This is a genomic window from Kushneria sp. EE4, assembly GCF_977968315.1.
Genome location: NZ_OZ386212.1, coordinates 2739454 through 2752178 on the forward strand (window position 1 = coordinate 2739454; position 12725 = coordinate 2752178).

Annotated in this window: 12 protein-coding genes; 4 read left to right on the forward strand and 8 right to left on the reverse strand. The window is 62.1% G+C overall.

All coding sequences use genetic code 11. The annotated features are described in order from the left end of the window. Nucleotides 1–2: 2 nt before the first annotated feature. The 8 genes from nuoI to ACXMYO_RS12480 form a co-directional block, all read right to left on the reverse strand. Complete coding sequence (gene nuoI, locus ACXMYO_RS12445) at nt 3–551, reverse strand: NADH-quinone oxidoreductase subunit NuoI (protein ID WP_438765085.1); 549 nt, start codon at nt 549–551, stop codon at nt 3–5. 34 nt (nt 552–585) lie between these two features. Further along, nucleotides 586–1563 (reverse strand): NADH-quinone oxidoreductase subunit NuoH, encoded by a 978-nt coding sequence (gene nuoH, locus ACXMYO_RS12450; protein WP_438765087.1) that lies wholly within the window; start codon nt 1561–1563, stop codon nt 586–588. Beyond that, nucleotides 1560–4301, reverse strand: coding sequence for an NADH-quinone oxidoreductase subunit NuoG (gene nuoG / locus ACXMYO_RS12455; RefSeq protein ID WP_457808948.1), 2742 nt, complete (start codon nt 4299–4301; stop codon nt 1560–1562). Before nuoG ends, nuoH begins: the two co-directional genes overlap by 4 nt. 82 nt (nt 4302–4383) lie before the next feature. Further along, complete coding sequence (gene nuoF / locus ACXMYO_RS12460) at nt 4384–5721, reverse strand: NADH-quinone oxidoreductase subunit NuoF (protein WP_457808949.1); 1338 nt, start codon at nt 5719–5721, stop codon at nt 4384–4386. Beyond that, nucleotides 5718–6275 carry an NADH-quinone oxidoreductase subunit NuoE gene (nuoE, locus tag ACXMYO_RS12465; protein ID WP_457808950.1) on the reverse strand — a complete coding sequence of 186 codons (558 nt, stop codon included), beginning with the start codon at nt 6273–6275 and terminating at the stop codon, nt 5718–5720. Before nuoE ends, nuoF begins: the two co-directional genes overlap by 4 nt. A 2-nt stretch (nt 6276–6277) precedes the next feature. Beyond that, nucleotides 6278–8047, reverse strand: a complete 1770-nt coding sequence (gene nuoC / locus ACXMYO_RS12470) for an NADH-quinone oxidoreductase subunit C/D (RefSeq protein ID WP_457808951.1) — start codon at nt 8045–8047, stop codon at nt 6278–6280. 63 nt (nt 8048–8110) lie between these two features. Then, nucleotides 8111–8788: an NADH-quinone oxidoreductase subunit B gene (locus ACXMYO_RS12475; RefSeq protein WP_457808952.1), complete on the reverse strand. Its 678-nt coding sequence runs from the start codon at nt 8786–8788 to the stop codon at nt 8111–8113. A gap of 77 nt (nt 8789–8865) precedes the next feature. Then, complete coding sequence (locus ACXMYO_RS12480) at nt 8866–9300, reverse strand: NADH-quinone oxidoreductase subunit A (protein WP_438765099.1); 435 nt, start codon at nt 9298–9300, stop codon at nt 8866–8868. 345 nt (nt 9301–9645) lie between these two features. Here ACXMYO_RS12480 and thiD point away from each other — a divergent pair, with 345 nt between their 5' ends. The 4 genes from thiD to ACXMYO_RS12500 all read left to right on the forward strand — a co-directional run bounded on the left by thiD (nt 9646) and on the right by ACXMYO_RS12500 (nt 12692). Further along, nucleotides 9646–10446 carry a bifunctional hydroxymethylpyrimidine kinase/phosphomethylpyrimidine kinase gene (thiD, locus tag ACXMYO_RS12485; protein ID WP_457808953.1) on the forward strand — a complete coding sequence of 267 codons (801 nt, stop codon included), beginning with the start codon at nt 9646–9648 and terminating at the stop codon, nt 10444–10446. Nucleotides 10447–10540: 94 nt separating this feature from the next. Beyond that, nucleotides 10541–11395 (forward strand): universal stress protein, encoded by an 855-nt coding sequence (locus ACXMYO_RS12490; RefSeq protein ID WP_438765103.1) that lies wholly within the window; start codon nt 10541–10543, stop codon nt 11393–11395. A gap of 48 nt (nt 11396–11443) precedes the next feature. Continuing rightward, nucleotides 11444–11881, forward strand: coding sequence for a D-aminoacyl-tRNA deacylase (dtd, locus tag ACXMYO_RS12495; RefSeq protein ID WP_457808954.1), 438 nt, complete (start codon nt 11444–11446; stop codon nt 11879–11881). 31 nt (nt 11882–11912) lie between these two features. After that, entirely contained in the window at nt 11913–12692 is a 780-nt protein-coding gene (locus ACXMYO_RS12500; RefSeq protein ID WP_457808955.1) for an SDR family oxidoreductase, read from the forward strand. Nucleotides 12693–12725: the final 33 nt, after the last annotated feature.

Consider the following 12725-nt stretch of genomic DNA (forward strand, 5'->3'; position numbering starts at 1 on the left):
CCCTAGGGCAGAAGCGTTTTGACGTCGACCGGCTCGGCCTCGTTTTGCGCCGCGCCCTTGGGCTTGCCGGCCACCGACAGTCCCGCGACACGATAGAAGTTGTAGTTGTGATCCTTGCCTGGCCCCGAAATCAAAAGGTCGCGCTTTTCAAAGACCAGCTCCTGGCGGTTGTATTCGCCCAGCTCGAAATCGGGCGTCAACTGAATGGCCGAGGTCGGACAGGCTTCTTCACACAGACCGCAGAAAATGCAGCGGGAAAAATTGATGCGAAAAAATTCCGGATACCAGCGCCCATCATCCTTTTCGCCCTTTTGCAGCGAAATGCAGCCCACCGGACAGGCCACCGCGCACAGGTTGCAGGCCACGCAGCGCTCTTCGCCGTCAGGGTCGCGGGTCAGCACGATGCGTCCGCGATAGCGCGGCGGCAGATAGGGAAGTTCTTCGGGGTAGTTGACCGTCTCGCGCTTGTGGAAGGCATGCTTGAATACCATCCAGCCGGTACGCAGCTGCGTCCCGGTGCCGGTGACTACCTTGATGATCGAATGCAGCATGTTTTCTGCCTCGTTCGTTGTTCGATGACCGGGATCAGGCCGTCAGCAGGACGACCACCCCGGTTACCAGAAGATTGATGAGCGTCAGCGGTAGACAGAACTTCCAACCGAACTGCATCACCCGGTCATAGCGCGGACGCGGCAGTGCCGCACGCGCCAGAACGAAGAGCATGACGAAAAAGGAGGTCTTGAGCAGGAACCAGACAATCGGCGGCAGCAGTGGCCCGTGCCAGCCTCCCATGAACAGGGTGGTCAAAAGCGCCGAGACCAGAACGATGCCCACGTACTCACCGATGAAGAACATGCCGAACTTCATGCTCGAGTATTCGACGTGATAGCCGTCGGCGATTTCCTGCTCCGCCTCGGGCTGGTCAAAGGGGGCGCGGTGCGTCACCGCAACGCCTGCAATCAGAAAGGTTAAAAAGCCGAAGAACTGCGGCACGATATACCAGAGCCCTTCCTGACCGTTGACGATATCGCGCATGTTGAACGAGCCGGTCATGGCCACCACGCCCATCAGCGACAGCCCGATGAAGACCTCATAGGACAGCGTCTGGGCCGAGGCGCGCATCGCCCCGATCAAAGCGTACTTGTTGGCGCTGGCGTAGCCGCCAAAGAGCACCGCATAGACGTTGATGCCGGCCATGGCGAAGAAGAACAAAATGCCGATATTGAGATCCGCCACGCCCCAGGTGGGGGTAATGGGAATGATCAGAAACGACAGCAACAGCGAAGCGAAGGCGATCGCCGGGGCCAGCACAAAAAGCTTTCGATCGGCAAAGGGCGGGATCCAGTCTTCCTTGAAAAAGATCTTGATCATGTCCGCGATCAGCTGCGCCGACCCGAAGATGCCGACCCGGTTGGGGCCATAGCGGTCCTGCCACAGGCCCAGCAGCCGTCGTTCAATCACGGTCAGAAAGGCACCCGACAGCACAGCGGCCAGCAGGATCACGATCGCCTTCAAAACGCCTGCCACGATGGCCAGCAGCACATCGGTACTCATCCAGCTCATGCGCTTACCTCCACGGTCACGGTGGCACACTCACCGGCAAGCCCGCGGGGAATGCCGGGCAGATGCGGCAGGCCGATCAGCCCCGGGCGCATCTCGCGGCTGATGCGCACCGGCAAATGGAGCTGATGGCCGGAGGTCTGCAGATGGATCGTTTCTCCCGGCGTCACACCAAGGCGGTCGGCATCGTCCTGACCCAGCACCACGAACGTCTCGCTCATGCGCTCCTGGATCGGCTCGGCGCGGGCCGACATCTCCTCGCCCCCGAAAAGCTGCGGCAGGCTCACGACGTACCAGCAGTCATCCCGCGGCTCAAAGGTGTCGGGGATGTCGGTAAACCAGGAACGCTCTCCTGCATCGCTGCGCTGCTGATCGAAGAGTCGAATGCCCGGGTCACCGGCACTCAGATGCCCACCGACCTCGTCCTGAAACTTGTTCCAGGCCTGCGGCGAGTTCCAGCCCGGCGCCCAGGCAAAGGCCACCTGGGAGCGGGGCTCGCCATAGCCGCTGTAGCCTTCCATCGAGAAGGCGAAGGCAGAGTCGGCATCCTGCGGGGTACGGGGCTCATGCACGCTGAGGTTGGCGCGCATGGCCGTGCGGCCGCTGGAGCGGTGCGGCGAGCGGGCCAGCTTTTGCCCGCGGATACGAAACGAGGCACTCGGCGCGGCGTTGCGAATGCCGGCAAGCTCGGGATGCACCTGAGCGCAGTCAGCCGTGACGTCATCGATCTGTGTCCAGTCGACGCCGCGCCCTTCCATGGTGGTATGCAGGGCGTGCAGCCAGCGCCAGCTCTCGTGGGTGAGATCGTTGGGGCGGTAATAGCTCGGGTCATAGACCTGGAAAAAGCGCTGGGCGCGGCCTTCATGGCTGACCAGCGTGCCGGCACCTTCGGCAAAGGTCGCCGCCGGCAGCGCCAGATGGGCACGCTCCAGCGTGGGCGTACGCTGATGATCGATCACGACCAGCGTCTCAAGCGATGTCAGGGCCTGATCAATGGTGGCGCTTGCCAGGCGCTGATACAGGTCGTTTTCCAGCACGAGGGCGGCATCGGCTCGACCGTCGTCGGACTGCATGGCTTCAAGCGCCCACTCCAGCGAGTGCCCGCCCAGCATGGTCAGACCGGTGCTGTTGGCCTCACCGCTGATCAATGAGACAGAAGGTGTCTTGCCGACCGCGCTCAGCGCCTGCGCCAGATTGGCGGCAGACTGCAGAACGTGGGTGCTGCCAAGGCTGGTACCGGAGATGATCAGCGGACGCTCGGCGCCCTTGAGCGCCTCGGCCATGGTGTCAACCAGCGCTTGCGCGGTGTCATCCATGTCCTCGATGGCCGGGGCCGACGCATCAAGTGCATGGGCCAGCGCCATCCCCAGCCGGGCAATCTCTTCCGGGGCGCCGTGCCAGGTATCACGGGCGATGTCGTCCAGCCGCGTTTCGGTCAGCGAGGCGATAAAGACCGGTCGGGTGCGCCCCTGGCGCAGCGTCTCGACCGCGTTGGCATTCCATGCCGGAATGTCGTTGGCCTCGGCCATGTCCTCGCCGCGGGCGTTGGCCGCCTGGCGCACGGCCAGCGCCACACGCGCCGCACTCTGGATCAGATCCTCACCCAGCACGATGACCGCGTCGTGCTCCTCGATCTCGCGCATGGACGGGATGTGCCAGTGTCCTTCGCGCTGAAGCGTCTGAATCAGCTCGAGACATTCGAGCTCGCGACCGGCAATCCCGGTCGAGAAGTTCTCGGCGCCGACCATTTCGCGCAGCAGGTGGTTGCTTTCCAGGCTGGCGCGCGGCGAGCCGATGCCGATGACCCGGGCACTGCCTTTCAGGCGCGCCGCGGTGCGATCCAGCGCATCGTCCACGGTAAGAAGTTCAGGCTCTTGATCATCGAGTCGGTGGGTCGGCTGCTGCGGACGATCGGCTCTGTTGACGTAGCCATAGCCAAAGCGACCGCGGTCACACAGGAAATAGTGGTTCACGTCACCGTTGTAGCGGTTCTCGATCCGGCGCACTTCCCCATAGCGCTCGCCCGGGCTGGTGTTGCAGCCGCTGGAGCACTGGTGGCAGATGCTGGGGGCAAACTGCATGTCCCACTTGCGCGTGTAGTGCTCGGAGTGGGTGCGGTCGGTAAACACACCGGTCGGACAGACCTCGGTCAGGTTGCCGGAAAACTCGTTTTCCAGCGTACCGTCGACCGTGCGGCCGAAATAGATGTTTTCGTGGGCGCCAAAAGCCCCCAGATCCTCGCCACCGGCATAGTCCTTGTAAAAGCGCACGCAGCGATAGCAGGTAATGCAGCGGTTCATCTCATGGCCGATGAAGGGGCCGAGATACTGATTTTTGTGCGTGCGCTTTTTGAAGCGATAGCGGCGACGGTCGTGGCCGGTCATGACCGTCATGTCCTGCAGGTGGCAGTGGCCACCCTCTTCACAGACCGGGCAATCGTGCGGGTGGTTGGTCATCAGCCACTCGATGACGCTGGCGCGAAAGGCCTTTGCTTCCTCGTCATCGATCGAGATATACGAATCATTCTTGATCGGCGCCATGCAGGACATCACCAGCATGCCGCGCTCGTCGTCGGCGTCCTTGTACTGTTTGACCGCGCACTGGCGGCAGGCGCCCACACTGCCCAGCGCCGGGTGCCAGCAGAAATAGGGAATGTCGAGGCCCAGCGACAGGCAGGCGTGCAGCAGATTGTCACTGCCGTCGACCTCGTAGTCCTTTCCGTCTACATGAATGGTTGCCATGAACCCTGCCTTTTGCCTGTCACGGCCCGGCGATCACCGGGCACCTTGATCGTTATCTCATTCGTTGCATCACGTCCGCTCACTACACCGAACCTACCGGGATCGGCTCGGCGTGGGCTTCGCGTTCCGGGTGGCGAATACCGGCTTCAAACTCGTGTCTGAAATGCTCGATGGCCGTTTCCAGCGGCATTGCCGCCCCCGGGGCGTGGGCACAAAACGTCTTGCCGGGCCCGATGTCATTGGCAAGCGCCACCAGCATGTCGATATCGCCCTTTTCACCCTCGCCGCCCTCGATGGCACGCAGGATCTTCACGCTCCAGGGCAGCCCGTCACGACACGGCGTGCACCAGCCGCACGACTCGCGGGCAAAGAACTCCTCGAGATTGCGGGTCAGCGACACCACGCTCTGGTTATGCGCCACCACGGTCATCAGCCCTGTGCCCAGGCGACTGCCAGCCTTGCCGATGGCATCAAATTCCAGCGGTACGTCCAGATGCTCCGGCAGCAAAAAGCCGGTACTGCCGCCGCCCGGCAGCCAGGTCTTGAGCTCAAGGCCGTCGCGCATGCCGCCGGCCATATCGAGAAGCTCGGCACCCGTGATGCCCATCGGCAGCTCAACAAGCCCGGGCTTTTTCACCCGACCGGAAACGCCGAAAATCTTGGTCCCACCGTCTTCGCTGCGATCGCCGGAAAGGTTCTGGTACCACTCGCCGCCGCGCAGGGCGATGGCCGGCACGTTGCACAGCGTCTCGACATTGTTGACCACGGTCGGCTTGCCCCAGGCCCCGCTCTGGCCCGGAAAGGGCGGCTTGGAGCGCGGGTTGGCGCGTCGGCCTTCCAGCGAGTTGATCAGTGCGGTCTCTTCGCCGCAGATGTAGCGCCCGGCGCCGGTGTGCAAAAAGATGTCGAAATCAAAGTCGCTGTCGCACACCTTCGGACCCAGAATGCCGGCCTCGCGAGCCTCGGCCAGTGCCTGTTCGATACGCGCAGCCGCCAGCACGTACTCGCCGCGCAAAAAGATATAGCCCATGCGCGCATTGTTGGCGTAGCCGGCCAGAATCATCCCCTCGATCAACAGATGAGGCGTTTCCTCCATCAGCATGCGGTCCTTGAAGGTACCCGGCTCCATCTCGTCGGCGTTGCAGACGATGTAGCCCCGCGGGTGATCGTCACCGCGCGCCGTCAGGCTCCACTTGGTGCCGGCCGAGAAACCGCCGCCGCCGCGACCGCGCAGATTGGCGGTCTTCATGTTCTCGATCAGGTCATCCGGCGACAAATCACGCAGGGTGGTGCGCACCGCCTCGTAGCCGTCCTTTTGCTGAAATTCTTCCAGCCCCACATAGCCGCGATCCTCGCGCAGACGATAGGTCAGCGGATGGGTTTCGCCGTTGGTGCTGGTGGAAAAGAGATGGCTGGTCATGTGTAGCGCTCCAGAAGTGCCGACACGTCGCCGGGTTCAAGCGGTCCGTGCAGGTCTTCATTGATCATGAGTGCCGGCCCCCGATCACAGGCCCCCAGACAGCACACCGGCAACAGCGTGAAGCGATCGTCACCGGTGGTCTGACCCGGATTGATACCCAGCTCGCTTGAAATGGCCCCAAGCAACTCGTCATGGCCGGTCAGAAAACAGGAGCTGCTGTCACAGACCAGCACCACGTGACGCCCGACCGGCTGGCGAAAGATCAGGCTGTAAAACGTCGCCACGCCCTCGACGTCACTGGAGGGAATGCCCAGCACGTCACTGATGGCGATTACGGCGCCGTCCGAGACCCAGCCGCGACGCTTTTGCACGATCTTGAGCGCGCCGATGGAGGCCGCCCGCGGGTTTTCGTAGTGCCCCATCTCGTGCTCGATCTCGGAGCGCTCTTCCTCGGTCAGCTCGAAATCGTCCGGACGCCCGGCGGTGGCGATCAGGTTACCCTGACTGGCCTTGCTGACACGGGTATTGCCGGTTGCGGGAGTATCCATGGTCATGGTTATCGATCCACGTCGGCCATTACAAAGTCGATGCTGCCCAGATGCGCGATCAGATCCGGTACGAAACCGCCGTTGATGACGGCCGGAATATGCTGAAGGTGGGCAAAGCTGGGCGTACGAATCCGGGTGCGATAGCTCATGGTGTTGCCATCGCTGGTCAGGTAGTAGCTGTTGAGTCCCTTGGTCGCCTCGATCATCTGAAACGACTCGTTGGGCTTGAGCACCGGCCCCCAGGAGACCTGCAGAAAGTGCGTGATCAGGGTCTCGATGTGCTGAAGCATCTTGTCGCGCGGCGGCGGCGTGGTCAGCGGATGATCCGCCTTGTAGTCGCCCTCGGGCATGTTTTTCAGACACTGCTCGATGATGCGAAGGCTCTGACGCATCTCCTCGATGCGCAGCATGCCGCGATCAAACACATCGCCGTTGGTGCCGATCGGAATATCAAAATCGAAGTTTTCATAGCCCGAGTAGGGTTTGGCCTTTCTCAGATCATACTTGAGACCGGTGGCCCGCAGGTTGGGCCCCGTCACGCCCCAGGTCAGCGCCTCGGCCGTGGTATGGGTGGCAATGTTGACCGTACGCTCGCGCACGATGGAGTTGTCCATCATGGCGCGCTCGTACTCATCAAGGCGCGGCGGCATCCAGTCCAGAAAATCGCGGACCAGCTTCTCCCAGCCGCGCGGCAGATCATGCGCCACGCCCCCGATACGAAACCACGCCGGATGCATGCGAAATCCGGTGATCGCCTCGATCACGTAATAGGCACGCTGGCGGTCGCTGAAGGTATAAAAGACCGGCGACATCGCCCCCAGATCCTGCAAAAAGGTGCCCAGAAACAGCAGGTGGGAGTTGATGCGAAACATCTCCGCCATCATCACGCGGATGGTTTCGGCACGCGGCGTGACGGTAATGCCGGCGAGCTTTTCGGTCGCCAGAATATAGGGCAGGTTGTTCATGACCCCGCCGGTGTAATCGATCCGGTCAGTGTAGGGAATGTAGCTGTGCCAGGACTGGCGTTCGGCCATCTTCTCGGCGCCGCGATGGTGATAGCCGATATCCGGGACGCAATCGACTACTTCCTCGCCGTCCAGCTGCAGCGCGATACGAAAGACGCCGTGCACGGAGGGGTGGTTGGGCCCCAGGTTCAGGAACATGTAGTCGGTATCGCCGCTTTGACGCTTCATGCCCCAGTCTTCGGGCTTGAAGCGCAGCGCTTCCTGTTCGCGGTCCTGACCTTCCATCGTCAGCGTGTAGGGATCGAACTCGGTTGCCCGCGCCGGGTAGTCCTTGCGCAGCGGATGACCGTTCCAGGTCGGCGGCATCAGCATGCGGGTCAGGTGAGGGTGCCCCGCGAACTCGATACCGAACATGTCAAAGACTTCACGCTCGTACCAGTTGGCGTTGAGATAGACGTTGCACAGGGTCGGGACGCGCAGGTCATCCTCGTGTAGTGCCACCTTGATCATCAGCTCGCTGTTACGCTCAAGCGACATCAGCTGATAGAACACCGTAAAGTCTGCCGGCGGCAGGCCGCGTCGATGCATGCGCAGACGTTCGTCCACGCCGTGCAGGTCATAGAGCATGACAAACGGTTTTTTGACCTGCTGCACGAAGCGCATGACCTCGATGAGCTGTTCACGCGCGACCCATACCACCGGCATGCCGGTCAGCGTGGGCTGCACCACCAGATTCGCCTCGCCGAAGCGGGCCTTCAGCTCATCGACAATGGCGAAGGTGGTGTCGCCTGCCTTTGAAGTCTCGGTCGTCATCCGTTGTTTTCCATCGCCAGTGATCCGGACCTGTCTGCCCCGTGGTGGCTCTTGTGCCGGTCGCTACACTTCATCGGGTGAACGCAGCTCGGTAACGGCAATGCGCTCTTCGCGCCTTTTTTCACGCTGAGAGGGCATCTTCGCCTTGTAAACGCCCTGGTCGCCGACCACCCAGGTCAGCGGACGACGCTCCTGCTGGATGGAGTCCTGCAACAGCTGCAGCCCCTGAAGGAAGGCTTCAGGTCGAGGCGGGCAGCCCGGTATATAAACATCGACGGGGAGAAACTTGTCGACGCCCTGCACCACCGAATAGATGTCGTACATGCCGCCGGAGTTGGAACACGACCCCATCGAGATGACCCATTTGGGTTCGAGCATCTGGTCATAAAGCTGCTGAATGATGGGCGCCATCTTCACGAAGCAGGTGCCCGAAATGACCATCACATCGGCCTGACGGGGCGAGGCACGCAGCACCTCGGAGCCAAAGCGCGCGATGTCGTGCGGCGCGGTAAAGGCCGTGGTCATTTCGACGTAGCAGCAGGAAAGCCCGAAATTGTAGGGCCAAAGGGAGTTCTTGCGCCCCCAGTTGACGACGTTGTGCATGATGTTTTCGAGCTTGCCCATGAAAACATTGCGATGCACCTGATCATCCATGGGGTCATCGACGACGCGTCGCTCCCCGACTGGATACTGACTGTTCTGGGAAGCATCGGGGTCGATGCGCGTAAGCTTGTAGGACATTCAGAGTCCTCCCGGAAAACGTCATTGATCGGTACTGAAGCCCTGTCAGGCGGCCACCCGGCCTGCGTCTGCGGTACTCAGTCGTCGGTATGATCACGCTGGGCAGGCTGGTGAACCCGGTCCGGCTGGGTTCGTCGTCTCGGCACCCAATCCAGCGCACCGACACGGCTGTCGTAGATCAGACCGGCCAGCAGGATGAAGATGAAAATGCTGGCGCCGATCAGTCCGGCCCAGCCGGTTTCGCGTATGGAGATGGCCCAGCCGAAGAGATACAGGGCTTCCACGTCAAAGATGACGAAGAGCATGGCAACCATGTAGAACTTGACCGAGAAACGCTGGTGGGCACTACCGGTCGGCACGATGCCGGACTCGTAGGGCGTTTCCTTCTTGTGCCCCCATGCCCGCCCGCCAAGCAGGGCGGATGCGGTCACCATGAAGGTACAAAGAGCCAGTACGGCGACAATGAAAACACCGACTGACCAGTTTTGGGCCAGTTGCGCTGCCAGATCCATGGGCGCTCACTCATCTCGGTCTGCTCCGGCGACGTTGCATCAACCGGAACTTTCGTTATTCAACCACCCGGAAAACATCGCCCGAATGACAGGAAATTCTCGACTGCAGAAGGTCAGGTCAGCCTCGAGATCACCATCGTTACATTAGAAGCCGATGCGGGATTTTGCCAATGCCGTCAGCGGCTTTTTTGATGTCGATTTTGGAATGCTCTCCCTGTAGCCTTCGTGTATCCAACCAAAATATTGTAAAGCTGCATTAGACTTTGGTTGCATCCCTTTCACCAGCGCAGATGCCGGCACCGTCGCCTGTCATACAGTACGCTGTTTTCAATCTCTGGATAGCCCATGCGCCCGATTCGTTTTCTCTCCATTGCCGGTACCGATCCCAGCGGCGGCGCCGGGCAGTCCGCTGACATCAAGGCCGCCAGCGCCCTGGGCGCCTACACCACCAGCGTACTCACGGCCGTACTGGCCCAGAACACCTGTGGCGTTCGCGATGTCATGGCCCTGCCCCAGCGCCTGATTCGCAGCCAGCTTGATGCCGTGTTCGAGGATATCGCCATCGATTGCGTCAAGATCGGCATGGTCAGTGATCTCGACACGGCCCGTCTGATTCGGGAATTCATCGAGCGCTACCGGCCGGCCCATGTGGTACTGGACCCGGTCATGGTGGCCAAAAGCGGCGACATGCTGGTGGACCGTAACGGCTTTCACGCCGTGCGTGACGTGTTGATACCAATCGCCGATGTCATCACGCCCAATCTGCCGGAAGCCGCCGTGCTGCTGGACACCGACATCCCGTCAGACCATGACGCCATGGAGGCGATGCTGCCGAAACTCGGCGCGCTGGGCTGCGATATCGTGGTGCTCAAGGGCGGCTATCTGAAAGGCGATGTCAGCAACGATCTGGTGCTCACGCCCGACGGCACCCACTGGCTGGAGGCACCAAGGATCGCCACGCGCTCGCTGCACGGCTCGGGATGCACGCTGGCCTCTGCCATTGCGGCCCTACTGCCCCGGCATGACACGCCGATCGAGGCCATCCGCCAGGCCAAGGTCTACATGAGCCAGGCGCTGGAGGCCGCCGACCGCCTGAACATCGGCAAGGGACAGGGGCCGGCGCATCACTTTCACGCCTGGTGGTAGCTGCACGGGCAGGCAACCACTATCATTTCAGCGGTGCTCCTGACATTACCGACCCCTGCAAGCGCCCTCCTTTTTACCGGGCAAGGATTCAGCCATGAATACGACGCTGCTACTGGCCACAGATCTCTCCCATGAATGTCAGGCAGCCCTGGTACGGGCGCTGCATCTGTCGCAGCGCAGCCAGTCGCGCCTGGACATCCTGCATGTCGTGGACCCCTATCTGCCCGAGCAGACCCTTCCGGCGCTGGTGCATGCCATCGAAGAAGAGATCGATCGCAACCTCAACGCACTGTGCGAGCATCATGAGCTGGTGCGCCCGGCCACCGAAATTCATATCGTCAGCGGCGTGCCCTACGCCGAGATCATTCGCGAGGCCTACGAGCGCAGCGCCTCGATGATCGTCATGGGCACCCATCGCAAGCAGGGCCAGCCGGACCTGATCGGCGGCACGACCCTGTCGCGCGTCATGCGCCGGGCGCCCTGCCCGGTGGTCAGCATCCCGCACGACGGCGAGCCGGACTGGCAGGACATCCTGGTGCCGGTGGATTTCTCGCTGGCCTCGCGCCACACCCTCAAGGAGGTGCTGACGCGCTTTCCCAACGTGCGCCTGACGCTGTTGCACGCCTGGGACATGCCAGTGGCGATGGAGCTTTGTGAAGGCACCAACTACCAGCACTGGCGCGACCTGGAGCGCCAGCGCCTGCGCCAGCAGCTCGAGCTCGAAACCGAGCGGCTGATGGCCGATTTGCATGCCAGGCCCGATCTGGAGCTGGTGCTGCAGCAGGGCGACCCCTCGCAGGTGCTGCTCGACCGGCTGCGCCAGCAGCCGCCCGACCTGCTGGCGCTGGGCAGCCACATTCGCGTCGGCATCGGTCGCGCCACCGACAGCCTGCTGGAGCGACTGCTGACCGAAACCCGCGGCGATCTGATGCTGTGTCGCACCTGGTAGCCGGGCGCGGCGGGTCCTTTCTATAACCCTGTTGACCACGGAGAGACCATGCGGGCGCTGATTCAGCGGGTAAGCCAGGCAAGCGTACATGTTGACGGCGAGCGCATTGGCGCCATCGATGGGGGGCTTCTGGCCCTGATCGGCGTCGAGCGCGATGACACCCCCGAGCGCGCCGACAAGCTTCTGCAAAAAATGCTCAACTACCGCATTTTCGGCGACGACAAGGGCCGCATGAACCTGGGGCTGTCAACGACCGGTGGTGGGCTTTTGCTGGTTTCTCAGTTCACCCTGGTGGCTGATACCCGCAAGGGGCTGCGCCCGGGGTTTTCCAGCGGCGCCACACCGGAAGACGGCAAGCGGCTGTTCGATCATCTGGTCGCCTCGGCCCGCAGGGCGCATACAAGCGTCGAAACCGGGCGCTTTGGTGCCGACATGCAGGTCTCACTGGTCAACGACGGCCCCGTCACGTTCATACTGGAAAGCTGATCACGTTCGCTCTTTTGGAAAGGCAAAGCACATGAGTATCCCCTCTTCTACCGACAACGTGCGCGTGGCGCTGATCACCGGCGGCGCGCAGGGTATCGGCCGCGGTGTGACCGACTACCTCATCGCCCGCGACTGGCGCGTGGCGATTCTCGATATCGACGCTGACGCCATCGAGGAGATGCGCGAACGCCATGACTCGACAAGGCTTCTGGCCATCACTGCCAGCGTCAGCGATGAAGCAGCGGTCGGTGATGCCTTCAAACAGCTGGAAAACTGGCAGGGCCGGCTGGATCTGCTGGTCAACAATGCAGGCCCGGCCGATCCATACTGCGGGCCGCTGGAGTCGCTGTCGCTCGAGCGCTGGCATCACTGGCTGGACAATCATCTCACCGGCGCCTTTCTCTGCTCACGCGCAGCGATCCCGCTGCTGCGCCGGACACAGGGCTCGATCATCCACATGGCCTCGACCCGCGCGCTGCAGTCCGAACCCGAAAGCGAAGGCTATGCGGCCAGCAAGGGCGGGCTTCTGGCGCTGACCCATGCGATGGCCACCAGCCTTGGCCCGGACATTCGCGTCAACGCCATCTGCCCCGGCTGGATCGAAACCGGCGACCATCAAAAGGCCGCCAACCGTGAAGCGCCGTCGCACAGTGACATCGATCGCCAGCAGCATCCGGTCGGCCGCGTGGGCCATCCCGATGATATCGCCGCGCTGGTGGCCTTTCTGGCAGGTCCGGAAGCCGGCTTCATTACCGGCCAGCACTTCCCCGTCGATGGCGGCATGACGCGAAAGATGATCTACGCCGAATAGGCGCCCGCCGGTCATCGGTCGTCAGACACAAAA

Coding starts and splice junctions, on each gene's coding strand:
- nuoI (WP_438765085.1), bottom strand. CDS start 551: ATGCTGCATTCGATCATCAAGGTAGTCACCGGCACCGGGACGCAGCTG.
- nuoH (WP_438765087.1), bottom strand. CDS start 1,563: ATGAGCTGGATGAGTACCGATGTGCTGCTGGCCATCGTGGCAGGCGTT.
- nuoG (WP_457808948.1), bottom strand. CDS start 4,301: ATGGCAACCATTCATGTAGACGGAAAGGACTACGAGGTCGACGGCAGT.
- nuoF (WP_457808949.1), bottom strand. CDS start 5,721: ATGACCAGCCATCTCTTTTCCACCAGCACCAACGGCGAAACCCATCCG.
- nuoE (WP_457808950.1), bottom strand. CDS start 6,275: ATGACCATGGATACTCCCGCAACCGGCAATACCCGTGTCAGCAAGGCC.
- nuoC (WP_457808951.1), bottom strand. CDS start 8,047: ATGACGACCGAGACTTCAAAGGCAGGCGACACCACCTTCGCCATTGTC.
- ACXMYO_RS12475 (WP_457808952.1), bottom strand. CDS start 8,788: ATGTCCTACAAGCTTACGCGCATCGACCCCGATGCTTCCCAGAACAGT.
- ACXMYO_RS12480 (WP_438765099.1), bottom strand. CDS start 9,300: ATGGATCTGGCAGCGCAACTGGCCCAAAACTGGTCAGTCGGTGTTTTC.
- thiD (WP_457808953.1), top strand. CDS start 9,646: ATGCGCCCGATTCGTTTTCTCTCCATTGCCGGTACCGATCCCAGCGGC.
- ACXMYO_RS12490 (WP_438765103.1), top strand. CDS start 10,541: ATGAATACGACGCTGCTACTGGCCACAGATCTCTCCCATGAATGTCAG.
- dtd (WP_457808954.1), top strand. CDS start 11,444: ATGCGGGCGCTGATTCAGCGGGTAAGCCAGGCAAGCGTACATGTTGAC.
- ACXMYO_RS12500 (WP_457808955.1), top strand. CDS start 11,913: ATGAGTATCCCCTCTTCTACCGACAACGTGCGCGTGGCGCTGATCACC.